Annotated in this window: 23 protein-coding genes; 12 read left to right on the forward strand and 11 right to left on the reverse strand. The window is 43.1% G+C overall.

The annotated features are described in order from the left end of the window. The first annotated feature begins 264 nt into the window (after positions 1 to 264). Complete coding sequence (locus RTS09_RS01390) at positions 265 to 1299, forward strand: D-alanyl-D-alanine carboxypeptidase family protein (protein WP_312524366.1); 1035 nt, start codon at positions 265 to 267, stop codon at positions 1297 to 1299. Between the two features lie 110 nt (positions 1300 to 1409). Here the strand turns inward: RTS09_RS01390 and RTS09_RS01395 are convergent, their stop codons facing one another. Next, positions 1410 to 1736: a TraR/DksA family transcriptional regulator gene (locus RTS09_RS01395; protein ID WP_203171832.1), complete on the reverse strand. Its 327-nt coding sequence runs from the start codon at positions 1734 to 1736 to the stop codon at positions 1410 to 1412. A 278-nt stretch (positions 1737 to 2014) separates the two neighbouring features. Between RTS09_RS01395 and RTS09_RS01400 the strand changes: the two genes are divergently transcribed. The 4 genes from RTS09_RS01400 to ruvA all read left to right on the forward strand — a co-directional run bounded on the left by RTS09_RS01400 (position 2015) and on the right by ruvA (position 5766). Beyond that, positions 2015 to 3205 carry a phosphoglycerate kinase gene (locus tag RTS09_RS01400; RefSeq protein ID WP_312533563.1) on the forward strand — a complete coding sequence of 397 codons (1191 nt, stop codon included), beginning with the start codon at positions 2015 to 2017 and terminating at the stop codon, positions 3203 to 3205. A gap of 175 nt (positions 3206 to 3380) precedes the next feature. Continuing rightward, entirely contained in the window at positions 3381 to 3785 is a 405-nt protein-coding gene (locus RTS09_RS01405; protein ID WP_007116727.1) for a hypothetical protein, read from the forward strand. Positions 3786 to 3999: 214 nt separating this feature from the next. Further along, positions 4000 to 5037 carry a class II fructose-bisphosphate aldolase gene (fba, locus tag RTS09_RS01410; protein WP_007116726.1) on the forward strand — a complete coding sequence of 346 codons (1038 nt, stop codon included), beginning with the start codon at positions 4000 to 4002 and terminating at the stop codon, positions 5035 to 5037. Between the two features lie 108 nt (positions 5038 to 5145). Further along, positions 5146 to 5766, forward strand: coding sequence for a Holliday junction branch migration protein RuvA (gene ruvA / locus RTS09_RS01415; RefSeq protein WP_007116725.1), 621 nt, complete (start codon positions 5146 to 5148; stop codon positions 5764 to 5766). Positions 5767 to 5817: 51 nt separating this feature from the next. Here the strand turns inward: ruvA and accC are convergent, their stop codons facing one another. From accC to RTS09_RS01445, 6 genes are all read right to left on the reverse strand, one after another. Further along, positions 5818 to 7185: an acetyl-CoA carboxylase biotin carboxylase subunit gene (accC, locus tag RTS09_RS01420; protein ID WP_312533565.1), complete on the reverse strand. Its 1368-nt coding sequence runs from the start codon at positions 7183 to 7185 to the stop codon at positions 5818 to 5820. Positions 7186 to 7241: 56 nt separating this feature from the next. Beyond that, positions 7242 to 7661, reverse strand: coding sequence for an acetyl-CoA carboxylase biotin carboxyl carrier protein (locus tag RTS09_RS01425; protein ID WP_100269924.1), 420 nt, complete (start codon positions 7659 to 7661; stop codon positions 7242 to 7244). Between the two features lie 168 nt (positions 7662 to 7829). Beyond that, a complete protein-coding gene (gene aroQ / locus RTS09_RS01430) occupies positions 7830 to 8318 on the reverse strand; it encodes a type II 3-dehydroquinate dehydratase (RefSeq protein WP_312533568.1) in 489 nt (162 codons plus the stop codon). Between the two features lie 13 nt (positions 8319 to 8331). After that, positions 8332 to 9513, reverse strand: a complete 1182-nt coding sequence (locus RTS09_RS01435) for a tRNA nucleotidyltransferase/poly(A) polymerase-related protein (protein WP_312533571.1) — start codon at positions 9511 to 9513, stop codon at positions 8332 to 8334. A gap of 83 nt (positions 9514 to 9596) precedes the next feature. After that, positions 9597 to 11927: an NADP-dependent malic enzyme gene (locus tag RTS09_RS01440; RefSeq protein ID WP_312533574.1), complete on the reverse strand. Its 2331-nt coding sequence runs from the start codon at positions 11925 to 11927 to the stop codon at positions 9597 to 9599. Positions 11928 to 12044: 117 nt separating this feature from the next. Further along, a complete protein-coding gene (locus tag RTS09_RS01445) occupies positions 12045 to 13559 on the reverse strand; it encodes a protein adenylyltransferase SelO (RefSeq protein WP_312533577.1) in 1515 nt (504 codons plus the stop codon). A 345-nt stretch (positions 13560 to 13904) separates the two neighbouring features. Here RTS09_RS01445 and RTS09_RS01450 point away from each other — a divergent pair, with 345 nt between their 5' ends. Both RTS09_RS01450 and lipB read left to right on the forward strand, forming a co-directional pair. Then, entirely contained in the window at positions 13905 to 15248 is a 1344-nt protein-coding gene (locus tag RTS09_RS01450; protein ID WP_312533580.1) for a calcium-binding protein, read from the forward strand. 44 nt (positions 15249 to 15292) lie between these two features. Beyond that, entirely contained in the window at positions 15293 to 15973 is a 681-nt protein-coding gene (gene lipB, locus RTS09_RS01455; protein ID WP_284033992.1) for a lipoyl(octanoyl) transferase LipB, read from the forward strand. Between the two features lie 46 nt (positions 15974 to 16019). Here lipB and RTS09_RS01460 read toward each other — a convergent pair whose 3' ends face one another. Continuing rightward, positions 16020 to 16973 (reverse strand): LysR family transcriptional regulator, encoded by a 954-nt coding sequence (locus RTS09_RS01460; protein WP_065263623.1) that lies wholly within the window; start codon positions 16971 to 16973, stop codon positions 16020 to 16022. 259 nt (positions 16974 to 17232) lie between these two features. On the opposite strand from RTS09_RS01460, the gene RTS09_RS01465 reads away from it, so the two are divergent. The 3 genes from RTS09_RS01465 to RTS09_RS01475 all read left to right on the forward strand — a co-directional run bounded on the left by RTS09_RS01465 (position 17233) and on the right by RTS09_RS01475 (position 19944). Further along, positions 17233 to 18378 carry a DUF805 domain-containing protein gene (locus RTS09_RS01465; RefSeq protein WP_312533586.1) on the forward strand — a complete coding sequence of 382 codons (1146 nt, stop codon included), beginning with the start codon at positions 17233 to 17235 and terminating at the stop codon, positions 18376 to 18378. A gap of 287 nt (positions 18379 to 18665) precedes the next feature. Next, complete coding sequence (locus tag RTS09_RS01470) at positions 18666 to 19037, forward strand: hypothetical protein (RefSeq protein WP_312383523.1); 372 nt, start codon at positions 18666 to 18668, stop codon at positions 19035 to 19037. 172 nt (positions 19038 to 19209) lie between these two features. After that, on the forward strand, positions 19210 to 19944 hold the full coding sequence (locus RTS09_RS01475; RefSeq protein WP_312533588.1) for a hypothetical protein: 735 nt from the start codon (positions 19210 to 19212) through the stop codon (positions 19942 to 19944). A gap of 153 nt (positions 19945 to 20097) precedes the next feature. On the opposite strand, the gene RTS09_RS01480 is transcribed toward RTS09_RS01475, so the two are convergent. The 3 genes from RTS09_RS01480 to RTS09_RS01490 form a co-directional block, all read right to left on the reverse strand. Beyond that, positions 20098 to 21288: a S1 family peptidase gene (locus RTS09_RS01480; RefSeq protein ID WP_312533591.1), complete on the reverse strand. Its 1191-nt coding sequence runs from the start codon at positions 21286 to 21288 to the stop codon at positions 20098 to 20100. A gap of 93 nt (positions 21289 to 21381) precedes the next feature. Beyond that, positions 21382 to 21984 carry a TerD family protein gene (locus RTS09_RS01485; RefSeq protein WP_312533593.1) on the reverse strand — a complete coding sequence of 201 codons (603 nt, stop codon included), beginning with the start codon at positions 21982 to 21984 and terminating at the stop codon, positions 21382 to 21384. 67 nt (positions 21985 to 22051) lie between these two features. Continuing rightward, a complete protein-coding gene (locus tag RTS09_RS01490) occupies positions 22052 to 22630 on the reverse strand; it encodes a TerD family protein (protein ID WP_188875545.1) in 579 nt (192 codons plus the stop codon). 557 nt (positions 22631 to 23187) lie between these two features. On the opposite strand from RTS09_RS01490, the gene tolQ reads away from it, so the two are divergent. Together tolQ and tolR are read left to right on the forward strand one after the other, a co-directional pair. Further along, positions 23188 to 23916 (forward strand): protein TolQ, encoded by a 729-nt coding sequence (gene tolQ, locus RTS09_RS01495; RefSeq protein ID WP_076776105.1) that lies wholly within the window; start codon positions 23188 to 23190, stop codon positions 23914 to 23916. 56 nt (positions 23917 to 23972) lie between these two features. After that, on the forward strand, positions 23973 to 24440 hold the full coding sequence (tolR, locus tag RTS09_RS01500) for a protein TolR (protein ID WP_312533596.1): 468 nt from the start codon (positions 23973 to 23975) through the stop codon (positions 24438 to 24440). The last annotated feature ends 68 nt before the right edge of the window (positions 24441 to 24508 follow it).

Here is a 24508-nt window from a genome sequence, read left to right on the forward strand (position 1 = left end):
ATTGTATTAGCTAAACGCTTTTTTTACTTTTTTACATGCGTAACATTTGTACTGTGCTAAACTACTCATCGTAAATTTAAATCAGTCTTGCGTAATCAATCCGTTATTCTTGTTAGATTTTGTAACTTTTAACAGCTTGATTTTAATGGCTATTAGGCTTAAGGTATGGTTGTTCATCTGTTCTTCGTAAATATATTGGTAGTTTTGGTAACTGTATGCTTTATCCAACAGCAAGTTAACCATGATTTGATTGAGAGTGTTGAAATGAAAACATTGTTAAAGAAAACGTTGTTAGGTGCTGTCATTGCACTGGTTGGCGTACAAAGTAATGCTGAATTAAATATGCAGACAGGTAGCCAAGCTAAAGTTAGTTGGGGTGGGCAGGGTAGTTTAGACAAAGCCCGTGCCATCATGTATAACAGCACGCCACAGACGACAAGTTTTAATAGCGGTAATTATAATAGCTATAACAATGCATACAGTGAGGATGATAGCTATAATCCTGCATGGTCTCAAGATAGCACGCGGGCTTCGGGCAGCTATTTTGCCAATTCTAAAGGTGCTTTGGTAGTGGATGCGTTAACGGGCAATACCATTTATGAAAAAAATGCTGATATCGCCCGTCCGATTGCGTCAATCAGTAAATTGATGACGGCTGTGGTGGTGGCGGAATCAGGCGCTAACATGGGCGAAACATTGACGATTAGTCCATTAGATTTCAAAACCCCAAAACAATCGGGCAGTGACCGTCTAAAAGTTGGCGATCAGCTTAATCGTGCTGAAATGCTACTGATGATGATGATGAAATCAGAAAATCCCGCGGCTAAAGCATTAGCACGTACTGACCCTATGGGCTATGACAATTTTATCAGCCGTATGAACCAAAAAGCGCGTGAACTGGGGATGACGCAAACCCGTTATTATGATCCATCGGGTTTGGATTCTCGTAATGTGGCGTCACCGCGTGATTTGGCAATTTTGGCGCGCTATGCTTATAAGCATAATTTAATTAGCCAGTTTAGTACCACACCTAGCCGCCAATTTGGGGTAAATAATATCAATTCAGGTTATCGCACGGTTGCGGCGCGCAGTACCAATTACATGGTGCGTGATGGTCTATACAATATTGGCCTATCAAAAACAGGGTATATTCGTGAAGCGGGTAACTGTGTTTTATTTGAAACCAATGTCGGTAATCGTCCAGCCATCGTAGTGTTATTGGGCGCCAATGACTCAAAAACCCGCTGGAACGATGCAGAAAATATTATTGCTAATTTAAGCATGCGCCGATTCACCTAATCAATTCGCAATTAATTGACTGATTTTTTGAAAAAAAAGCAAGGATAACTTTCCTTGCTTTTTTATGGGTGAAAGACTACCAAAATCAGCTATTTGGTATGTTTTGTAAGCTATTTAGCGTGTTTCATACAGGTGGTCGCAAAGGGTACTGCTTCTAGACGCTCAGGTTCGATTTCTTCACCACTCACAGCGCAAATACCGTAAGTTCCATTTTCGATACGAAGTAAGGCATTATTCACCAATTCAAGGTTTTGCTGGGCTTCGACTAGCAAGTTTTTACGTACATCGTTTTGCTCATTAATCACCGCTTGGTCATCCCAATCTTGGGTCATATCCGTATCAGGATTTTGCATATCATGTTGGATTTTATACACGCGAGTTTGGTATTCTTGTTTTAGGTCAAGTAATCGTTGTTTTGCTTTGTCAAGGTCAACCATACGGCCTCCAATTTTATAATAAAATATTGAACGCAGTGCTGCGTTCATGTTGTTGTTTTTATAAGCTTATCATCAACACCCTTCTTAATAAAGTAGTAATATAGTAGTAATACCGTGTTATCACCGCGCGTGGCGTTAGTTGATAGCATCAATAATGTTAAAAATACTCAAAATATGCTAATCTACGCTTATTTTTTTATTCAATTTTTGTTGTCATGTGACGACGTTTTATCAACCCCTACGGGTCACCATCCTGTTGTTAACTTAGAGGTTAATCCATGCAATTTGCTCGTTTAAACGATATTGATGTTTCTGGCAAAACAGTTTTGATTCGCGAAGATTTAAATGTACCGTTAAAAGATGGCAAAATTGCCAATGATGCCCGCTTAAAAGCAAGCTTGCCTACTATTCAGTTGGCTTTAGATAAAGGCGCAGCGGTTATCGTGTGTTCACATCTAGGTCGCCCAGCCCCCTCAAACCCTGAAGCCAAATATTCGTTGCAGCCAGTCGCAGATTATTTGGGCGATGCTCTGGGCAAGCCTGTCAAATTAGTGACCGATTATGTCCAAAATAATGTGACAGTAGCCCCAGGAGAAGTTGTGCTACTGGAAAACGTACGTTTTAATGCGGGTGAAAAGAAAAACGATGCTGCTTTATCTGAACGCTATGCCGCTTTATGTGATGTATTTGTGATGGATGCTTTTGGTACTGCTCACCGTGCTGAAGCGTCGACAGAAGGCGTTATCGCCAAAGCAAAGATTGCTTGTGCAGGACCGTTGTTAGCGGCAGAACTTGATGCATTAGCCAAAGCTTTAGATAACCCGGCCAAGCCCATGCTTGCGATTGTTGGTGGCTCGAAAGTTTCTACCAAATTGGATGTGCTTAAATCATTGGCAAAAATCTGTGACCAAATCATTGTGGGCGGTGGGATTGCCAATACATTCTTGGCAGCCAAAGGTGCCAATGTCGGTGCATCGCTATATGAAGCGGACATGGTGGAAACGGCCAAAAGCATTATGCAAGAAACCAATGTATTATTACCTGACGAAGTGGTCGTCGCCAAAAAATCACAAATTGATTTTGATGATTTTTTGGGCTCGCTAGAATCTGCCGATGCCGTAACCAAATCTGTCAATACCATTGCAGATGATGAAATGATTCTAGACATTAGTGCAAGCAGTGCGGCAAAACTTGCCGATGCGATTAAAAATGCCAAAACCATCTTATGGAATGGACCTGTCGGCGTATTTGAAGTCGATAAATTTGGCGAAGGTACCAAAATCGTTAGTGAAGCAGTCGCAGCAAGTGCAGGCTTTAGCATTGCAGGCGGTGGTGATACGCTCGCTGCGATTGATAAATACAAGGTCGCCGATAAAGTAAGCTACACATCAACAGGGGGTGGGGCGTTCTTAGAATTTGTGGAAGGTAAAACCCTACCTGCCGTGCACGCACTGAGCCAACGTGCCTAAATGCTAACAATCATTATCATTAATTCAGCGATTTAAATTTATCATCGCTGAATTAATGTAATGTTAAGTTAATATTTGTATGGTAAACATTGTAATTAATTGCACCAAAAATATATTGTCGATAAGATATTATATAAGTATGTATACCCATATGTTTGGCGTTTAAGGAATTAATATGTTAAAACGTAATTTAGTATTGGCAACTTTATTAGCCACTTTATCAATCACGGCATGTAGTAAAAAAACGGAAGAAGCTGCAGCTAACGGTCAACCTGAAGCCGCAGCAAGCGCAGCGGGTCAAGACATTAAAGACGCGACTGCAAGTGCCGCCAGTGCAACAGCAAATGCAGGTGACGCAGTTGCCAGTGCTGCTACCACGGGTGCCGCGGTTGCCCAAGGCGCAGCAATCAACGCGACTGAAGCTGTTGCCAATGGCGCCGCGCAAGCCACCGAAAACGTAGCCTCTGCTGTAGCGACTGGTGCAGCCAATGTAGCCCAAGGTGCAGAAGCGGTTAAAAACGATGCAGCAAATAGCAATACTGATATTCAAACAACCGTGCCAGAAAAACAAAAATACTAAATTTAGCATTCAGCCTAAAAAAGCCCCAAAATCATTTTGGGGCTTTTTATTTTATTGAGTTAACTATTTTTTCATAATATCAATCATTTCAAAGTTATTTTTTTGAATTTAAATTGTAGTGCACTTCTGTTATACTCAAGCCTTGTCCAACATGGCAAAACCCAATTTTTCTAAAATTTTCAATTGATTATTAACTTTACTAAGAGAAAGTAATATGGCTTTGATTTCTTTGCGTCAGCTTTTAGACCATGCAGCAGAAAACAACTATGGTGTTCCTGCATTTAACGTCAATAACTTAGAGCAAATGCGTGCCATTATGATGGCAGCCGATGAAACCAACTCACCTGTGATTGTGCAAGCATCGGCAGGCGCACGCAAATACGCAGGTGCCCCATTTTTACGCCATCTTATTTTGTCTGCCATTGAAGAGTGGCCACATATTCCAGTGGTTATGCACCAAGACCATGGTACCAGTCCAGAGGTTTGCCAGCGTTCAATCCAATTGGGTTTTTCATCGGTGATGATGGATGGCTCGTTAAAGAGTGATGGTAAAACCCCTGCAGACTATGATTATAATGTGGCAGTGACGCGTGAAGTGGTAAAACTCTCTCATGCTTGTGGTGTATCAGTAGAAGGTGAAATTGGCGTTTTGGGTAGCCTTGAAACAGGTATGGCTGGCGAAGAAGATGGCGTAGGGGCAGAAGGTAAACTTGACCATTCACAGCTGTTAACCAGTGCTGATGAAGCTGAGCAATTTGTTAACGATACCCATGTCGACGCACTAGCGATTGCAGTCGGCACTAGCCACGGGGCGTATAAATTTACCCGACCACCTACCGATGATATCTTATCGATTGCACGTATCAAAGAAATTCATGCCCGCATTCCTAATACTCACCTTGTGATGCACGGCTCTTCAAGTGTGCCACAAGAATGGCTCAAAGTGATTAACGAAAATGGCGGCAATATCGGTGAGACTTATGGTGTGCCAGTTGAGCAAATCGTAGAAGCCATCAAACATGGTGTACGTAAAGTCAATATCGACACCGATTTACGTTTAGCCTCAACCGGTGCGATTCGCAAATTCCTCGCTGAAAACCCAGCAGAATTTGACCCACGCAAATATTTTGCCAAGACTATCGATGCGATGAAAGCGGTTTGTATCGATCGCTATACCGCATTTGGTACGGCGGGTAATGCGGATAAAATTCGCCCAATTAGCCTAGAAAAAATGGTTAGTTTCTATAACTAAATACTAGAACTAAAGTTTTAGCAAATGACTAAAAAGCATGACATTCAAGTGGGTTGACTGAGGTTGCCCACTTTTTTATTGGATTAAATTATTTGTAGTGAGTCATCAATGATAGGATTAATTCAAGGGCAAGTGCATCATCTAATGGCACCTACGGTAGTGGTGATGACCACAGCGGGCGTTGGGTATGAAATTGAGATGCCGCTCAATGCATTTTGCCAAGTACAATTAAATCAGTCCGTCACCTTGTGGACGCATTTTTTGGTGCGCGAGGATGCTCAGTTGTTATTTGGGTTTTTAAGCCATAGCGATCGGGAAGTGTTTAGACTGTTGCTTAAAGTCAATGGGGTGGGGGCAAAGATGGCGTTGGCGATGATGTCAACCGTAACGGTGCAGGAGTTGCACCAGTTTGTGATGAACAATGATGAGCTGGCATTGACGCGTATTCCAGGGGTCGGTAAAAAAACCGCACAGCGACTGATTGTTGAATTAAAAGACAAAATCAAGCACTTAGGTGATACGTCAGGTTTTGCCCCTTCATTGCCATTAGAGACCGATAGTGGCAATGAAGGCATTATCATTGCTGAAGTCGAAGCGGGGTTGATTGCACTAGGTTATCGCGATAAAGAAGCGCAAGCTGCGATAAAACTGGCAAAATCTGCTATTGATTCACCGTTAACCATCCAAAATCTGCTTAAAGCGTCTCTTAAGAATTTGGCGATGAATTAAAATTGAATAAAAAAAGAGGCTCAAATGACCCTCTTTTTTTTACCATTAACCTTATTCTGTTTCGGTTTTTGACGTCTCTGGCTGGGATAATAAGTTTTTTTCTAGATAATGAATGTTTTGTGCTTGCTTACAAAATGCCTTATCTTGCAAAATCACATCGCGATGCAATGGCACATTGGTTTTGATACCCGTGATAATCAGCTCGTCAAGGGCATGGCGAAGCTTGGCAATCGCTTGTTCACGGGTTTGACCATGACAGATTAATTTGCCGATCAATGAGTCATAAAAGGTAGGGATGGCATAGCTTGGATAAAGGTGCGAGTCAAAACGTACACCGCTACCATTTGGCATAAAAAAGTGGGTCACCGTACCGGGTGAGGGCATGAAAGTCACAGGATCTTCGGCATTGATACGGCACTCGATGGCATGACCGCGAATTTCGATTTCGTTTTGACGATACGATAACCCATAGCCAGATGCGATTTTAAGCTGTTCAACCACTACATCAATGCCGGTAATCATCTCGGTGACTGGATGTTCAACCTGTACGCGGGTATTCATCTCAATAAAGAAAAATTGCTCATCTTCATATAAAAATTCAAACGTCCCTGCACCGCGATAGTTAATTTGCTCACAAGCACGGACGCAAGCTTGCAAAATGGGCTCTTTAATATCATCAGGAATCTCTGGGGCAGGGGCTTCTTCAAGCACTTTTTGGTGACGACGTTGCAGCGAGCAATCGCGATCAAATAAATGAATGGCATTGCCTTCGCCATCACCTAACACTTGCACTTCGACATGGCGTGGGTTTTTTAAAAAGCGCTCCATATAAACGCTATCATCCCCAAACCACAATTCGGCTTCTTGTTTGGCGGCTTGCACTTGAGACAATAACTGCTCAAGGCGTTCAACCACGCGCATACCACGACCACCACCACCCGCTGCCGCTTTGATTAACAGAGGAAAGCCAATGGCTTTAGCTTGTTCTTCAGCGTTAGCCAGAGTGACGCTACCCACTGAACCAGGGACAGTAGGCACACCGGCTTTTTTCATGGCGTTGATAGCGGATATTTTGTTACCCATTAAGCGAATGTGCTCAGGCGCAGGACCTACAAAGGTTAGCCCTGCCTCTTCCACGCGTTCGGCAAATTCGGCATTTTCAGATAAAAATCCATAACCTGGGTGAATGGCATCAGCGCCAGAGATTTCTGCGGCTGTTAAGATAGTATCGATATTGAGATAGCTTTGACTGGCATTGGGCTTGCCAATACAGATGGATTCGTCAACGAATCGAAGGTGCATCAAGTTGTCATCTGCAGTTGAGTAGACGCCCACCGTTTGAATGCCAAGCTGCTTACAAGCGCGAACAATGCGAAGTGCAATTTCACCACGATTGGCGATCAGTAATTTTTTTATCATTGCTATCCCTAATTTTTATCGATAATCAAACTTCAAATATACAAAAAAGTTAAAAATTAAGACTCGTAACGGACAATCGGTTGACCAAATTGCACCACATCGCCGTTTTGTACCAAGATTTCTGCAATGATACCGCTTTGGGTTGCTTCAAGCGGGTTCATGATTTTCATGGCTTCAATAATGCCTAAACTATCGCCTGCTTGTATCTGTTGACCCACCTTAATGAATGGCGCGTCATTAGGACTCGGTGCAACATAATACACCCCAACCATCGGTGATGTTTCTACCATGCCAGATTTTACAGGGGCAGCGTTAGCGGTTGTCGTGGTGGCTGTAGTTGCTGTGACGGGTTGAACATTCGCTTGGGGTAAATGGCGTGAGATAGAGACCTTTTTATCGCCATCTTGTACGGTTAATTCTGCTAATGTTCGCTCTTCCATTAAGTCAATAAGTTGTTTGATTTTACTTATATCCATATCCTAACTACCTTAAAATTATACGCTTCATAGACAACCAATTCATAGATTGCCGTATTGTAACAAGATTTTTCTAAAATAAATAGATATAGCAGGGTATATTTGTGTACGTTTGTACACTTAAAATTTGCTGCTATGTTGCTACTGATTTTAGGCTAAATTATGTTGTTACTGATATTTTTGAACCAGATAATTAAACGCTGCAGTATAACCAAAAGCGCCCATACCACAGATGACCGCTTCGGCTTTGTCGCTAAAATAAGAATGCTGTCGAAATGGCTCACGGGTGTGAATATTGGAAAGATGAACTTCTATAAAAGGTTTATTTACGGCGAGTAGGGCATCGCGAATTGCTACCGATGTGTGAGTAAAGGCAGCGGGATTGATGATAATCGCGTCAATCTGCTCGTCAGGATTTGTGGTCAACAAACCGTGATGATGGATTTTATCAATCAGGGCAGATTCTTGATTTGTTTGAAAACAGGTGAGTTTGACTTGATACTGGCTGGCTAATTGTCTTATATCATCTTCAATATGTTGTAGGGTTTGAAATCCGTAGATTTCTGGTTCTCGCTTGCCAAGCAAATTAAGATTGGGACCATTTAATACTAACACATGGGTTAGTTGGATCTTTGTTGCTATTGCTGTCGTTGTCATGATGATGCTTCCTTTATCGTGGCTGATTTAAAATTTCCTCAAGTTTTTGCAACCTTAACTGGTCAATGGCTTCACCGATCTGTTTGCCGGTCAGCTCGCTTGCCACATCTTTGGCAGAAATTTGCGTTAACTGCGTTTTGATAGTGGCTAACAGCGCGGTTTGTTTGACCTGTTGATAAAGATGAACGACTTGTAAGGCTTGCTCTAAAAGAGAGGTGTCTTTAAGGCTATTACTTAATCTTAACAGTTCAAACAATCGGTCTGCAGTTAAGTGATTAAAATTTTTTAATTCATCAAAATGCTCAACAATGAATAACCCCAATCGCTCAGCGTTTTTTGGCACCTTTAAACCTTGGCAAAATTCTAAATACTCGGTGGTTGGGTTATTGTGGTGCTGGTGAGACTTAAAGCAGGTGGCTATAAGGGCGAACTTCATGACGTTGTGCGCTTGTTGCTCTCCCGCCATCCGCAGCGCAGATAGCATCAATTGCCATTGGCTAGGATTATCAATCGATGCTTGATAGAGTTTTGGCATAATAACATCGAGGACATTGAGCTGATAAAGCGTGTCAAAATAAATATCCGACCAAGCTTGCGTTAACGCTTTTGACGTCTCTGACCATACCCGCTCAGCGACAAGATGACTCAGCTCACCTGCGGCTTTCATTTGGCTGGTAAGTTTAGCGGTGGGCTCATCGACCGTAAATCCGAGCGGCGCATAACGACTGGCAAAACGGGCAAGGCGCAATACGCGTACCGGATCTTCTGTAAAAGCGGCGGACACATGGCGTAATTTTTTTTGCTGAATATCTGCTAAGCCACCATACGGGTCGATGATATCGCGGGTATCAAATTTGCCCTGTTTAAAACTGCAGTCAAACAAGCCGTTGACTTCTATAGCCATGGCATTGATGGTGAGATCGCGCCTGGCTAAATCTTCTTCTAAGGTGACAGCGGCGTCAGCGTGTACCTTAAAACCAAGATAGCCGTTACCGCTTTTGCGTTCCGTGCGAGCCAGTGCATATTCGTCATGGGTCTTTGGGTGTAAAAAAACCGGAAAATCAGCCCCTACCTGCGAAAATCCCAGCTCCAGCATCTGCTCAGGCGTTGCGCCGACCACCACATAATCGTGTTCAGTGACCTCGCGCGCCAATACATAATCGCGTACCGCACCACCGACCAAATAAACTTGCATGACCACCCCGATGTTTTAACTAAATTAAACCCATAAAAAAACCAGTTTAGAGCACTAAACTGGTTTTATCAATCAACACAAAATTATTTTGCCAACTCTTGCGCTTGCGTTACTGCTACGGCAGTCATGTTGACGATACGACGTGCTGTCGCAGAAGATGTCAAGATATGCACAGGTCGTTGCGCTCCCAATAACAATGGACCGACGGTGACACTATTGGTCGCGGTTTTTAGCAAGTTAAATGCGATGTTAGCCGCATCTAAGTCTGGCATGATGAGTAGGTTGGCTGAACCTGTCAATTTGCTAAATGGGAATGAGGCATGGCGGATACGGTCATCAAGCGCGGTATCACCATGCATTTCGCCGTCAAACTCAAAATCAACATTCATATCGGTCAATAAATCATAAACTTGACGCATTTTTTTGGCACTTTCAAAGTCAGATGAACCAAAGTTTGAATGTGATAGCAATGCCACACGCGGTTCAAGACCAAAGCGGCGGACTTCTTGCGCTGCTAATACCGTCATTTCTGCTAGTTGTTCAGCAGTTGGATCTTCATGCACGTAAGTGTCAGCAATGAACAAGTTACGACCTTGAATCAATAAGGCATTTAACGCATAAAAATCTTTAGCATCTGCTTGTTTTTTGATCACGTTTTGCACGTAGTTTAAGTGCAAGTGATATGAACCAAATGTACCACAAATCATACCGTCAGCATCACCACGTTCAACCATTAGCGCGCCAATCAACGAAGTTTTACGGCGCACATCACGACGCGCCAACTCAACCGTCACACCATTGCGTTTGTTCATCTCATAGTAAAACTGCCAGTAGTCTTTGTAACGTGGGTCGCTTTCGATGTTAACTAGTTCATAATTTTCACCTGCCACCATACGTAAGCCCAACCGCTGGATTTGGTTGGCAATAATGGTTGGACGACCGACCAAGATAGGTTTTGCCAAGCCTTCATCCACCACCACTTGCACTGCCCGTAATACGTTTTCATCCTCACCTTCACAGTAAACGATACGTTTTGGTTCTTGTTTGGCACGGGTGAAAATAGGTTTCATCAAGAACGCAGAGTTATAAACGAACTCTGAGAGTTTATCGCGATAAGCACGCATGTTTTCGATGGGTAGCGTGGCAACGCCAGAATCCATCGCAGCTTTGGCAACCGCTGGTGCAATCTCCAAAATCAAATTTGGCTCTAACGGCCCAGGGATTAGGTATTCACGACCAAAACGTTGGGTTTCATCCACCGTTTTTTGACCTTTTTGTGGGGTGGCTTCCACATGTGCCATGGCAGCAATAGCTCGCACGCAGGCAATTTTCATTTCTTCGTTGACGGTCGTGGCACCGACGTCAAGCGCGCCACGGAAGATATACGGAAAACACAGTGCGTTGTTTACTTGGTTTGGATAGTCAGAGCGACCTGTGGCGATAATCGCATCGGGACGCACCGCTTTGGCATCTTCAGGTAGAATTTCTGGGTTTGGATTGGCTAGGGCAAAGATAATGGGATCTTGCGCCATGCGTTTTACCATATCTTGGGTCAGCATGCCAGCGGCAGATAGACCTAAGAACATATCCGCGCCTTCAATCACATCCGATAAGGTTTTGGCTTCGGTATCGCGGGCATAACGCTGTTTTGACTCATCGAGGTTTGCGCGGTTGCTGGTGATGATGCCTTTTGAGTCAGCGACAAAGATGTGCTCTTTTTTTGCGCCCAACGCACAAATCAAATCCAAACAAGAAATCGCTGCAGCACCTGCACCAGATACCACAATTTTGATATCTTCGATTTTTTTGCCGGTAATTTGTAGCGCGTTTAATAACGCGGCAGACGCAATAATCGCGGTACCATGTTGGTCATCATGGAACACAGGGATGTTCATGCGTTTACGCAATTCTTTTTCGATATAAAAACATTCAGGGGCTTTAATATCTTCAAGATTGATACCGCCGAAGGTAGGCTCTAAAGAGGCAATTGCTTCGATGAATTTATCCGGATCGTTTTGTGCCACTTCAATGTCAAACACATCAATGCCGGCAAATTTTTTGAACAGCACGCCTTTACCTTCCATCACAGGTTTTGACGCCAAAGGACCGATATTCCCTAATCCTAAAACAGCGGTACCATTGGTCACCACCCCGACTAAGTTGCTACGAGCGGTATAAAGCGCGGCTTTTTTGGGGTCTTTTTCAATTTCTAGACAAGGTACGGCAACGCCAGGCGAATAGGCAAGTGCCAAATCCCGTTGGTTGGCAAGTGCCTTGATGGGGGTAACAGAAATTTTACCTGGGCGTGGATTGGCATGATAATGCAAGGCGGCTTGTTCAAATAATTCTTTGTCTGATAAGCCATTGTTGGTCGGCGATAATTTATCCATAATATCCTTCGTTGCGATAGTCATTTTCGAATCGTAGTGTTCGCTATTCTAGCACTATTGACAGATTGATGACTAGTTGAGTACCCGCAAAAAATAAAACTAGTTAGCTAAAAAATCACGCTAACGACTTTGTCTATCACCTCAAGATGAGCAGCTGACGCATATTTCAGGCGCATCTGCCAACGGTGGCTCGGTGTCACTTGGCTTGGCTAATGCACTAACTTGGTAAGGATTAGCCAGTAGCTGATACAGTCTATCCACCTCACTCATGTCATTTTGTTCAGCCAATTCAATGGCTTGCTGTGCCATGCTGTTTCTTAGGACATACACTGGATTGTGGCTCATTACCAACTGCAAAGAATCCTGCTGTAATTTGGTATGGTAGGTAGCAATCCAATCCGCTAAGGTGGCATTGGCTTGACCGTTACCGCTGCTAATTGAAATTTTCAACTGATTAAGTAAATTAAATTCATGTAATAGGTTTAATTTATCATTGGGTTTGGCGTCAGCAACGATTGCTACTAGCGCTCGCAAACTGTTGGTAAAGTCGAGTTTGTTTTGCTGCATGATCTCCAAGTACTGCAAAGCAAAGTCACAGTTTTCTTCACTGATGGGTAAGCCAAATTTTTGGCAGAGACCTTGCTGATAATACCGATAAAAAATCTCACCAAAACTGTCTAAAATGTCGGTTAACTGCTCGCGCGACAAAGTTTCTGGCGGATGATTAGCGGTCAGTTTTTCGCCATTAAGGCGTAAAAATAAGGTAATCAGACGTGACAAATTCCAAAGCCCAATGGAAGGCTGGTTTTGATAAACATAACGCCCGTTGTAATCAGAATGGTTGTTGATCCAAATCGGATTAAAGCGCTCCATAAAACCGTAAGGACCAAAATCGATGGTCGCACCTGTGATGGATAAATTGTCGGTATTCATCACCCCATGGGCAAAGCCAATCAGCTGCCAATCCGCCAGGGTTTTGGCGGTTTTATCAACCACTTGTCGCAAAAAATCTTGAATGGGCGTGTCACTGTCAAAACATTCGGCGAAATAAGTTTTGATGACATAACGGGTAAAATACAGCAATAAATCAGGCGCATAATTTGCCACCCATTCAAAATGCCCAAAGCGAATATGACAATCTGCGGTACGTAGTAGCGCAGCGCCGCGTTCGCGTGTCTCACGGTTGACAGGGGTATCTGACACCACAAAACCCAGTGAGTTGCTAGAGCGAATACCCAAGCGATTAAGCGCATGACCTGCCAAATACTCTCGCACGACGCTTCGAATCACCGCACGACCATCCCCCATGCGCGAGTAGGGGGTTAATCCTGCGCCTTTTAGATGCAAATCGGTCAATTGTCCGTCTTTATCGATTACCTGAGCGAGTAATAGACCACGACCATCGCCCAGTTGCCCTGCCCATTGCCCAAATTGGTGTCCAGCATACGCCATGGCTAACGGTTCAAAGCCGTCGGGAACGATGTCGCCGCCAAAGATTTCAACCCAATGCTGCCTTAAAAACTCATCATCTGCCCAACCAATTTGGTTGGCGACTTGCGGGTTAAAATGCCCTGCTTGCGGGTTGGTGAGCGGTTTAGGGGGTTGTTTATGGTAGAGCCTTGGATCGAGCGTGGCATACGAGTTTTCGATTTTCATAATTTTTCCATTTTTATAGGCATGACTAATCTGGCGGTTAAATGCCCCCTGTTTAGGGGCGTTTTAAGTCATTAATTGCGCTATAATAGCGCGTTAACAGCCGGCTGAAAATTTGATTAAGCTTGCTGACGTTTTTTAAAATTTATATTTTACTATACCTTTATCCGACGATAGGATCTGTGCAATAACTGTGCATGAGTCAATGCCGCTGTAAAATTCACTTTTTGCTGTGATAACTTTCTGCTGTCATTAAGCGTTACTTGATAGAAAATCCGCTTAAAAAAAACAGGTAAAGAAAGCCACTTAAAAAAACTACCTAAAAAGCCACTTACGTAAAGGAAGGTCATGCCTGCGTTAGATCTGAACAATCCCAACAATGTCTATTTGGTTCAATCGGGGTTTAATGTCCAAGATATCGAAAAATCGCCTACCTTGGTCAATTTGCTCAATCGATTCCAAGGTAACTTACTCATCGATGAGCAGGATACCACCGTCGGTGCCGGCGCAAAAGCCTACGGCAATACCATTCATATTGCTAAAAGTTACAAAAATTTTTTGAACATCGCCCACGAGCTAGGGCACGCAACCGGTCAATACCAAAAAATCAATCGTGATAAAAACAATTTGTATCAATTTGATACGCCACAAACCTATGGGATGGCACGCGCCAAAGCGGAGGGTGAGGCAACTTATTATGAGTTTTTGGTGGCAAAAGAATTAGGCTATCAACGGTTTGTCAAACCCTTGTGGCTCGATAACGCGGCAAAACCGCAAGATAAAGATGTGTTTACTGAAGTCGATGAAATCATGCGCCAAGCAATCAGTGAAAACGATAAAATAACCCAATTGGCAGTGCTCAATCAGAGCATGTTGCCCAGTGGGCAGTTTCATGCGCCACTTTATACGTATGATGAATACAATACCTTGGTGTTCTTGAATAACCGTTTTGCCACTTCGCGTATATCGCAAGATTATCAGCAAGCATTTGGCAAGCCACTGGATTGGAACAGTTATGAAGCCAAATCCCTTGCCAATAAAGCTAACCAGTATTTTGGCACCTTAGCTAATGACGTCCTGATCAATCACCATATTGACGGTTCTGTACTTGGACAGCAGGGCGTAGGGGATTTATTATGGGGTAGTCAGGGGGACGATGTGCTAGTGGGTAATAGCGGTCAAGATCGGCTGCTAGGCGGTGCTGATGATGATGTGCTCATCGGCAATGCCGGTGATGATATGCTAGTGGGTGGCACGGGCAATGATTTATATTATTTCACCAAAGGATTTGGTCATGATACCATCATCAATGTGGGCGGTGGCAAAGATACGGTTTACCTTGCGGATAGAGGCTATGACGAGCTCAGCTTGGTCACTCAAGAAAAGCAGGACTTAACGCTGGATTTTGCAACTAGTTCGCCCAATAACAATGAGAAAACCCATACGCCGACTGACGATCAACTTACCATCAAAGATTTTTATTTGGGCGGCGATAACGCCAGTTTAGCCATCGGTTTTGCAAAAAGCGGTATCGCCAACCCTGCGATGCTGATGCCAGTCAGTCAATTAACCAGTCAATTAACAAATTTTGGCTCAGTCGCGCAGCGTGATATGACTGATTATCAGTCAATACTGCAAAAATCTCTTTTACAACTGGGCAAAGTCAATGTTACTGCTACAAACGACAAATAAGCGGTTTGTCACACAAACGCAAAAAGATACTGCAAGGAAATGCGATGTTACCATTAGAAATTAAATATTTGCAAAACGCTCAATATGAACCCACCCATGCGGCAATGCTGGCGCGCGTGTTATCGCGTATCGAGCAAAAAAAATCTACCAGCAGCGAGCAGGCGCAGCTTAGCGCTGATGAGTTATGGATTGTGGATCACGAAAATGTGTTTACACTGGGTCAAGCGGGCAAACCTGAACATATTTTGCAAAGAGATAATACCCCCATCATCCACACCGATCGTGGCGGTCAAGTCACTTGGCACGGTCATGGGCAGTTGGTGGTGTATTTTTTATTTGATTTAAATGCGTTGGGGTGGGGCGTGCGCGATTTGGTCAGTAAAGCTGAAAACATCATCATTGATGTCATCACGCCTTATTTGCCGCCAGATTTTTATGCCAAAGCGCGTGCGGATGCGCCAGGGGTGTATGTGTATAATCAAGACGATTTAGAACTTGGTAAAATTGCGTCATTGGGATTTAAGATAAAACACGGCTTTAGTTATCATGGCATCGCCATCAATGTACAAAATGATTTGACCCCGTTTCAAATGATCAACCCTTGTGGCTATGCCGGCATGACCATGTTGCGTCTAGCAGATTTTGCGGACGTGGATTATCAAGCATTTACCCAACAATTTATCAGCCGTGTCAACCAAGAACGTCAATTTAGCCTAAGCAAATAAAATTTTACTAGAGGCTTAAATATAAGAGTCTTTAATATAACTGTGTTTAATTCAACGATTGGTTAGAGTAGGTAATGCCCTTAGCTTCATACACTTGGTAAGTCGCCTGCAGTAAATCATCAATATACGGATTGGATTGGTGTGCCAACACATTCATAAAAATTGGGGTGGTCGCATCTTCGTGACGTAGACGATGATAATGAATTTGCTCGGTACGGACGGTTTTTAAACTATCAGGCACTAAGGTGATACCTTCACCTGCCGCCACCAAGCCCAAAGCGATTTGGATATCGCGCACTTTGGTGGTCAAATGAGGTGACAATTGGTGGCGGGCAAACAAATACATGAGTTGATCAGTTTCGCCATTGAATAGCGGATTTTGCAGGATTGGCAAGGGCGTGCGATGATACAAAATAAGCGTATCTTCTAGCAACTCTTTAAATGCGATGCCGATATCATCCGGGCGTGATGCCAAGGGGTGCGCCATTGGCAGTGCCACCACAAAGCGTTCATGACGTAAAAATATCTGTTGCACAAAGTTGTCACTGTGCCGAAATCTTCCAAATCCCACATCGATGTCCCCCGACTTTAGCGCTGACATTTGCTGCTCCGAATTGATTTCGACCAGCTTGATATCCAAATTGGGATGTCGCTGTTTGACTGTAGAAATAATTTCAGGCAACAAACCGTACAGCACTGAGGCGACAAATCCAATCGTCAAATGATTGTTTCGATGCGGCTGGGCAAAGCGCTGAGTCAACTCACTGGCTTGCTCAAGTTGCAACAATATTGGCTCAATCTGTGCTAAAAAAAAATGTCCCGCCGCTGTTAAAGTCATTGGGCGGTGATAGCGATCCAGCAGCTCGACACCCAGCTCGCTTTCAAGTTGCTGGACATGGCGGCTTAGCGATGGCTGTGATATAGCCAAGGTTTTGGCAGCTTGGCTAAAACTACCTGCTTTTGCCACTACCACAAAATAAGTGAGTTGTGAAATATCCATATCAATACTCAATGATAATTACAGCGTTGTGTTATCGGGGGTTAAAAACTATTTACTCATTCAATAAATTATTTATCCAATAAATTTGCAATCAAGCCAAACCATTAAATCAATGTCACTAAATTAATGTTACAAAAAATGTCAAATTTATGTCGCCATTTCAAGATATTCTAACCAATATATTATAGAATTTGGGCAATACTACGTTAAAGATATTACGCTAAAAAAAAGTTTAAACCTATAGATTAAGTTGCTCATTATGGCCATCCGTCTACCCAAGCCAAAAAAAGCCCAGTCTTTACCCCCGATTGACCCCAGTTTCAATAATATGCATCAAGTTGATGAAATGCAACCTGATGAAATAATTGCAACTGAAGCTGGTACGTCTTTTGTCACGTTAACTGAGATGCATGAAGGCTTTAATAATCGTCGGTTTTTTGATTGGCACGGTCGGGTTAGCCGTATGCAATTTTTAGCGTATTCCACCTTCAATGCGTTGATAGCATTAATGCTGGTCGCTTTGCTATTTGTGATGATTGGTGGCTTTCAAGGCATGGTAAATGCCAGTAGTGAGCAGTTGCCGATGAGTTTGCTTGGTGCAAGTAGTGTGGGTGTGGCGGTTTTGTTTTATCTACAGCTTGCTGTTAGCAAACGGCGCTTCAATGACCTTAACAAAACGGGGTGGCTTGCGTTATTGATGCTAGTGCCCGGGGTAAATGTCTTAGTTTACCTTTACTTGCTAGCAGTCAAAGGCAGTGAAGGCGCCAATTATTATGGCTTACCTGCTAGACCTGCTAGCCAATTAAAAACGGTACTGATGGTATTGATTCCGCTGTTAGTCATGTCACTCATCGGTTTGTTAACCCAAGTTGTCGTGCCCAGTTATCAGAGTTATCACAGTTATCACAGTTATCAAGCGATGAAAAATAATAGAGACACTCAAAACAATGTCATTCTAACGGCAACAAACCCTAGCCAATCGGCGCAGACATTGCCTGCAACTGCTTCCGCTGTTGCCGCCTCGACCACTCAACCAGAGAATTTAAGAACAGAAGCGGTAATAATTACCGGTGAGCAATTAGGAAACGGCGTCTCTTCCACCCCACAACCCACCGCGCCAGCGAATGTCAATCCCGCTATGACCACCAATCAAGTGTCAACAGATACACTTGCCAATACGCCAAGTAGGACTAATCAGATGCCTGAGGCGCCAACTGACACCGCTAATCCCAATACCCTAAATCCTAATAGCTCAAATCCCAATAACCTAAATCAAGGTTCAGATGAGCGCGCGCAGACGGGCAGCAGTAATTCCACAACAAATGCCCCTAATAGTCAAGGGGTGGTTTCTTATGAAGATTTTGTCAAAGCCTCTGAACAACAAATATTCATCGATAGAAGATAATTTTTTTAAATCTACAGGTTAAATAAAAATTTTCCATCCTAGTACAAATCATGGGTGCCAAAAATTATAAATTAAGAGGGCGCAAGTTTAACTATTAGCGGTTTACAAACGGTTTCAAATCTGCACATTTGCTAATACAAGTTAGCTGAGTATAACAAAACCACAATCAAACCTATGATTAAATAACGCCGCGATATCCCTATAATGTTACTTATCAAGAAGGGGTATTTAACATGAAGATTAACAAAACATATGACAATATAAGGAGTGGCTTAGCATCTCAAAGTTTGGCGTCTCAATTAGTTTTTGGTGACGTGGGTGAGAGTGATTATAGTCAGGCAACTATTAAATCCCTATTACCGCGCTACGATAGTCAGCAAACATATTTGGCAGATTGCCCGTCTAATTTCTTTACTATGCAAGATGAGGACAATCAATTAACCAAAGACTTGCGGATTAAACATAGCGTTAAAAAGTCTGCAAAGCTACCAAAAAAGCTACCAAAAAAATCAGCCAAAGATGATTTAGTGGATGATTGGGCAACCGATAATAAAATCGATGATGAGTCTTGGCGCTATCATCGTAAATGGCTTAGTACCGTCTTTATGATTTGGTTCTTTTTAGCGGTCGCCTTATTGCTAAACGCTGCTTATTATTAACTGTAACTTTTAACTACCACAGTTTTTTTGAGTAATCATTACATTTCACCATGTAATGATTTTTTTTGGCTCAAATAAATGAAAAAAGTTTTATAATAAAGCTATTATGATGAAAAAAATCATTTAGATAAACAAACCATTTAGATAGACAAATCATTTAAAAGGAAATCCCTTGCCAGTCACTCAAACGGATGTTAATACACAAACTATAGCCAAGAGTACAAACAATAACACAATCATAGATTTGCTTGCGCTTATCACTGATACCATGCCGCAGTGGAAAGTGCATCGGTGTCAAGTGACGGACGTGCTTATCTCACAGCACCGGCCTATGAAGTTTATTTACCATTATGAGTATTTATCCGACCTACTCAAACTGCAACATCCGCTAAATGGTCAATTGCTAGCAAGCTTTGATCGATTGCTGACGCGAGAGCAATTTGCGCAAATGCTTGGCATTCATCTCCACCAAGTTGTTAATCCTTGGCAAATAAAGTTTGCTGGCAAATTGGTGGTGTTTTATCAACACCCTGACATTGCATTACGCTTGCATTGGGTGAATACCATCAAAACATTTGAGCCCATCTATCTACAATCAAAATTATCTCAAGCAGAATCGTTGCCCTATGCGATTGATAATGCTTTTACCAATTGGCAGATTACTGGGGTAGAAATTATTCAAAAAAATCCGCAGGTTGAGCTTGTGTATGACAGCGATGACACCAATGGCAATGGCGTCCAATCCATTTTGCCTTCCACCCAATTTGTGCCCGTGCCTACGCCGTTAGCCCATTGGATGATGGCATATTTTCAGTCGAATGCTGTTATTGCCAATGAATGGTTGGCGCTAATTAAATCAGAAGCGCAATCTTATGCCCAAACACAGCATTTTATTGCCGACCCGTGAATAGCCACCAAAAATCTAGACACATTTAGCCATCTGCTGCAGCTTTAGCGCTTGACTAAGTGATTTTTTAATCTTTATGCGTCTAGAGTGTTAACTTTTTTGATTGTATATCTTCTCTGCTGACTCCGATAAGTTCAGTCTAATAAAAAGCTGTCACACCCCACAGCCAACTAACCACAAAGCAGATTTACTCTGTTTGGTAATCTGAGGCGTGGATAGGGGTGTTTGGCTAATATTGTGAGTAAGCTCGCTCACATTAAGACCGCAGCTGGTCAAAAGCGCAGATAATAATTGATATTTGACGGCATAATTCATGTTCTGGGTATTGGCAATGGTATGGGTAACCATGCCAACCACTTCGCCTGTGGGAAGCAGGAGCGGACTGCCACTTGAGCCAGGCTGAATTGGCGCAGTAAACTGCATAAAACGAATATCATTGCCAATGCCTTGTAGCCCTGCAATATTGCCTTGGGTGACTTGTAATTGGCTACCAAGACCTGTTAGCGGAAAACCAAGCGTGGTAATCTGCTCACCCAGCAAATCATAGCCACGTTCTCGCATGGGCAGATAACTTGGTAAAGGCTGATTGACTTTAAGTAACGCGGTATCACTACCTTCATCTGCCAGCACCACTTGACATTCCATATCGGGATAACCTTGTTGACGCAGTGCGATTTGGTTTGCCCCGTCCACCACATGCTCACAAGTCAGTAAATGATAGGGATCAATCGCAAAAGCCGTCCCAGTCCAAGTGTCACCTGGCTGAGGGCGAGGACGTCTGTTGTCTGGTATGGCGTGCAAAACGTTGCCTGTCGTCATGTTGTTAGGGTAACGGGCGTCAAGGCTGATTTGTAAACGTTCGGCAAAACTGGCTAGACTTTGACTAGATGTTTCCGCGAGTGCTCGGCATTTATATTGCCCATTACGCTGGTAGATCTCCAGTACAATACTGGCTTTGATATGGCGCTCTGGGGTATGAAACGTATAATCAATGTCATTGCTCACTTTAATGCTTATATCATTGACTTCCACCGCAGGGGCAATGACACTGGAGTCTTGGTAAGCATACACGATCAGTTGCAGATACTGGGTTTGATTTTGGGAAAACACATTGGCTAAGTCTAATGTCCAAACATGGCTTTTCTCACTCTCGACTGTCACCGCTGCCCAATCTTTGCTTTCATGCAGATAAGCAGGGCTGGTAGTTGCTCGGCGACTTGCATCCATCGCTATCCATACGCAGCCCATCTCAACCCCAAAACGACTGGCATTTTGGCTAGTTACTGTCACTTGGCAAGGCGTGTGGGGAATAGGCGTGTTTGCCCCAGGTACCAACGTTGGCATCGTTTTTCCTTATTTTTTTTATTATCCGAATAAAAAAATACCCCATTGACTGCAAATAGAGTCAAATAGGGTATTGTTATCTACAATTTAAATTTAGGCATGTGGTGTAATGGCAGGCATCAAATCATGAAAGGTACGACCACTGGCAATTTCGCCAATCGCATGCATTTTCCATTCACCATTGTGGCGATAAATCTTTGCTAAAATCAGCGCGGTATGACTGCCTTGAGCTGATAAATTATAGCGAGCCACTTCGCTATTATTGCCCCCATTAACGATACGACAAAACGCATTGGCAACTTTTTCAAACGTTTGACCCGTAAAGCTATTCACGGTAAATACCAATGACTGTACATGAGCAGGGATACGAGATAAATCGACATTGATGACTTCATCATCGCCATCCCCTGCGCCTGTGCGGTTATCGCCTGTATGAACGATACTACCGTCCTTTGACTGCAGTTGACCAAACCAGATTGCATCGATGGGCTGTTTGCTCGCGTCAAACATAATGCAAGATGCATCCAAATCGATACTATCATTACTACCGCCGCCACCGAATAGACTGCCCAAAAAGCCACCGGATTTTGGGGTGGATGCAACATCCCACCCTAGACCCATTTTGATACGAGTCAGTGCCGTGCCTGCTTCTTTATCGAGAGAGATTTTTTGCCCTTTTTGTAAACTAACCGCCATCTTCATATCCTTTATTTAATGAGTTTTTATCATTATTTTAATGGTAAATTGCAGCTTAAAATCCGATTCAGCCGATATTTACGCCATATTGTTGGCACATAGCTGCTAAGCCACCTGCATAGCCTTGACCCACCGCACGAAATTTCCATTCGCCATTGTGTTTATAGACTTCGCCAAATACCATGGCAGTTTCGATTGAATAGTCTTCTGCTAAGTCAAACCGTACTACCTCTGCCCCTGTTTCTTCATTGACCACACGAATGAAGGCATTGGATACTTGACCAAAGTTTTGATTACGAGCTTGGGCATCGTGGATGGTCACAGTAACAGCAATTTTTTCAATATCGGCTGGTACTTGTGACAGGTTAACTTTGATCACTTCGTCATCACCGTCACCTGCCCCTGAGCGGTTGTCCCCGGTATGTTCGACCGCACCGTTGTCAGATTTTAGTTGGTTGTAAAAAATAAAGTCATGGTCACCGCGTACTTTGCCCATATTATTAAGCAAAAATACGCTGGCATCTAAGTCAAACTCTGCCCCTGATGTGGCACGCTCATCCCAACCTAGACCAATTAATAACCGTGTTAGGGTAGGATCTGTTTTTGACAGGGATAAGTTACCGCCTTTATTAAGTGAAATAGCCATTTGTATCTCCTATATTATAATATTGAATTAGCTAAAATTTTTCTGAGGGTGTTTTCCTCCCTTAAATTAAACAATTATCTGTATAAAGTCAAAGCTCTATTCTTTAGCTTAACGCTTTATACAAAAAATATTTTAAAATTTTTGAGGTATGCTTAAAAAAAACGGAAGAAAAATATTTACTAAACTTGCATCCTAAACCAGAGTTTACCATGAGTAAGAAAAGAGTAGAACACAGCGACACCTATAAGGCTGAAGCCCGCGCCAAAATCAACTGATGGCAGCCTTGTCACCTGCGGGAATTTCTAATACTTTGACCGTCAAGCTGCTTGATAAAATCTACCAAAAGTTTTTATACGATTAGCAGATGTTATTGGTTACAATATGCTTATGTAAATTCTAGTGCTCGACCTTATAATTGCACTAGTTTTTGTTTTTTGGTTTTTGGTTTTAATCGGGTATGGCTGGCGGGCTGTTGACAAGCTGGCATCAAAATATTTAGTAATTTATATTTAGTGACTTATATTTAGTAATTTGGATGGTTGGGGAAGCATAACTTTATGGAAGGCTCGATTGATCTCGTTAGTTTGGTAACGCACGCCAGTATTTTCGTCAAAATTATCATGGGCATTTTATTATTTGCTTCTTTGTTGTGTTGGGTCACTATTTTTCGTTTAAGTAGTCGCTTGGCAATTGCCACGCGCGCCGATAATTATTTTGAGCAAACCTTTTGGTCCGGGGTTGAATTGCCAACCCTATACAAAGGCGTTCAAGGTAATCCTGATAGAAGTGGTCTTGAGCAAATCTTTTTTATTGGCTTTAGTGAGTTTTTAAAACTGCTCAAAAACACCCAAGCGCGTAGTGAAATCATTGAAGGCGTGGAGCGCAAACTTCGCGTTGGCTTGGGGCGTCAGCAACTCGAGCTTGAGCAAGGATTGCCGTTGCTAGCCAGTATTGCCTCGGTCTCGCCTTATATCGGTCTGCTTGGTACGGTCTGGGGGATTATGACGGCTTTCATGGGCTTATCGACTTCTTCGCAAGCCACACTGGCTGCGGTTGCCCCTGGTATTGCCGAAGCCTTGATTGCCACGGCGCTAGGTTTGTTTGCTGCGATTCCAGCGGCACTGGCTTTCAACCATTTTACCGCAAAAAACGATAAAGTTTATCAAAGTCGTAGCCTGTTCTGTGATGAGATGACAGGCATGTTGCTGCGACAAACTGTGGATACGGCTACCAACTTACCGACAGGGCTGAATTCACCTGCTATGATGCCACCGCTCGCTCGCTAGATAAACGCTAAATGCTAAATAAATGTTAGATAAATTTTATTGAACAACTTGACACTATGAAAGCAAACCCTTACAGCCGTAGCCGTCCACAAAAACTCAATGCAGGTATGAATGTGGTGCCTTATATTGATGTTATGTTGGTGCTGCTGGTCATATTTATGGTGACCGCGCCCATGCTAACGACGGGAGTGGATATTGATTTGCCAAAAGCGCAAACCAAATCACTACAGCAAGGCACGCAGTTACCGGTGATTGTGTCGCTAAAATCTGATGGGCAGCTATATTTAAGTACCCAGGACAAAACCGATGAGCCAATGAGCGAAGAGGCGTTAATTGCGACTTTGAATAATTTGCAATCTCAGCCTCAATACCAGTTCGATGGTAAGCCCAATGTCAATGTGATGATTAATGCCGATCAAAATAACCAATATGGTGATATTATCCAATTGATGGCAAACTTGCAGCAAGCGGGCATCCAAAAGGTTGGCTTGTTAACGGCACCGCCAAAACCAGCCAGCAAGTAGCCTTTTAATCAAATGGCTTTTTAATGAAGTAGCTTTTTAATCAAGCAGCCTTCTAATACGATGACCTT

Source organism: Moraxella sp. CTOTU47618 (assembly GCF_032017425.1).
Taxonomy (GTDB): domain Bacteria; phylum Pseudomonadota; class Gammaproteobacteria; order Pseudomonadales; family Moraxellaceae; genus Faucicola; species Faucicola tetraodonis.

Coding starts and splice junctions, on each gene's coding strand:
- RTS09_RS01390 (WP_312524366.1), top strand. CDS start 265: ATGAAAACATTGTTAAAGAAAACGTTGTTAGGTGCTGTCATTGCACTG.
- RTS09_RS01395 (WP_203171832.1), bottom strand. CDS start 1,736: ATGGTTGACCTTGACAAAGCAAAACAACGATTACTTGACCTAAAACAA.
- RTS09_RS01400 (WP_312533563.1), top strand. CDS start 2,015: ATGCAATTTGCTCGTTTAAACGATATTGATGTTTCTGGCAAAACAGTT.
- RTS09_RS01405 (WP_007116727.1), top strand. CDS start 3,381: ATGTTAAAACGTAATTTAGTATTGGCAACTTTATTAGCCACTTTATCA.
- fba (WP_007116726.1), top strand. CDS start 4,000: ATGGCTTTGATTTCTTTGCGTCAGCTTTTAGACCATGCAGCAGAAAAC.
- ruvA (WP_007116725.1), top strand. CDS start 5,146: ATGATAGGATTAATTCAAGGGCAAGTGCATCATCTAATGGCACCTACG.
- accC (WP_312533565.1), bottom strand. CDS start 7,185: ATGATAAAAAAATTACTGATCGCCAATCGTGGTGAAATTGCACTTCGC.
- RTS09_RS01425 (WP_100269924.1), bottom strand. CDS start 7,661: ATGGATATAAGTAAAATCAAACAACTTATTGACTTAATGGAAGAGCGA.
- aroQ (WP_312533568.1), bottom strand. CDS start 8,318: ATGACAACGACAGCAATAGCAACAAAGATCCAACTAACCCATGTGTTA.
- RTS09_RS01435 (WP_312533571.1), bottom strand. CDS start 9,513: ATGCAAGTTTATTTGGTCGGTGGTGCGGTACGCGATTATGTATTGGCG.
- RTS09_RS01440 (WP_312533574.1), bottom strand. CDS start 11,927: ATGACTATCGCAACGAAGGATATTATGGATAAATTATCGCCGACCAAC.
- RTS09_RS01445 (WP_312533577.1), bottom strand. CDS start 13,559: ATGAAAATCGAAAACTCGTATGCCACGCTCGATCCAAGGCTCTACCAT.
- RTS09_RS01450 (WP_312533580.1), top strand. CDS start 13,905: ATGCCTGCGTTAGATCTGAACAATCCCAACAATGTCTATTTGGTTCAA.
- lipB (WP_284033992.1), top strand. CDS start 15,293: ATGTTACCATTAGAAATTAAATATTTGCAAAACGCTCAATATGAACCC.
- RTS09_RS01460 (WP_065263623.1), bottom strand. CDS start 16,973: ATGGATATTTCACAACTCACTTATTTTGTGGTAGTGGCAAAAGCAGGT.
- RTS09_RS01465 (WP_312533586.1), top strand. CDS start 17,233: ATGGCCATCCGTCTACCCAAGCCAAAAAAAGCCCAGTCTTTACCCCCG.
- RTS09_RS01480 (WP_312533591.1), bottom strand. CDS start 21,288: ATGCCAACGTTGGTACCTGGGGCAAACACGCCTATTCCCCACACGCCT.
- RTS09_RS01485 (WP_312533593.1), bottom strand. CDS start 21,984: ATGGCGGTTAGTTTACAAAAAGGGCAAAAAATCTCTCTCGATAAAGAA.
- RTS09_RS01490 (WP_188875545.1), bottom strand. CDS start 22,630: ATGGCTATTTCACTTAATAAAGGCGGTAACTTATCCCTGTCAAAAACA.
- tolQ (WP_076776105.1), top strand. CDS start 23,188: ATGGAAGGCTCGATTGATCTCGTTAGTTTGGTAACGCACGCCAGTATT.
- tolR (WP_312533596.1), top strand. CDS start 23,973: ATGAAAGCAAACCCTTACAGCCGTAGCCGTCCACAAAAACTCAATGCA.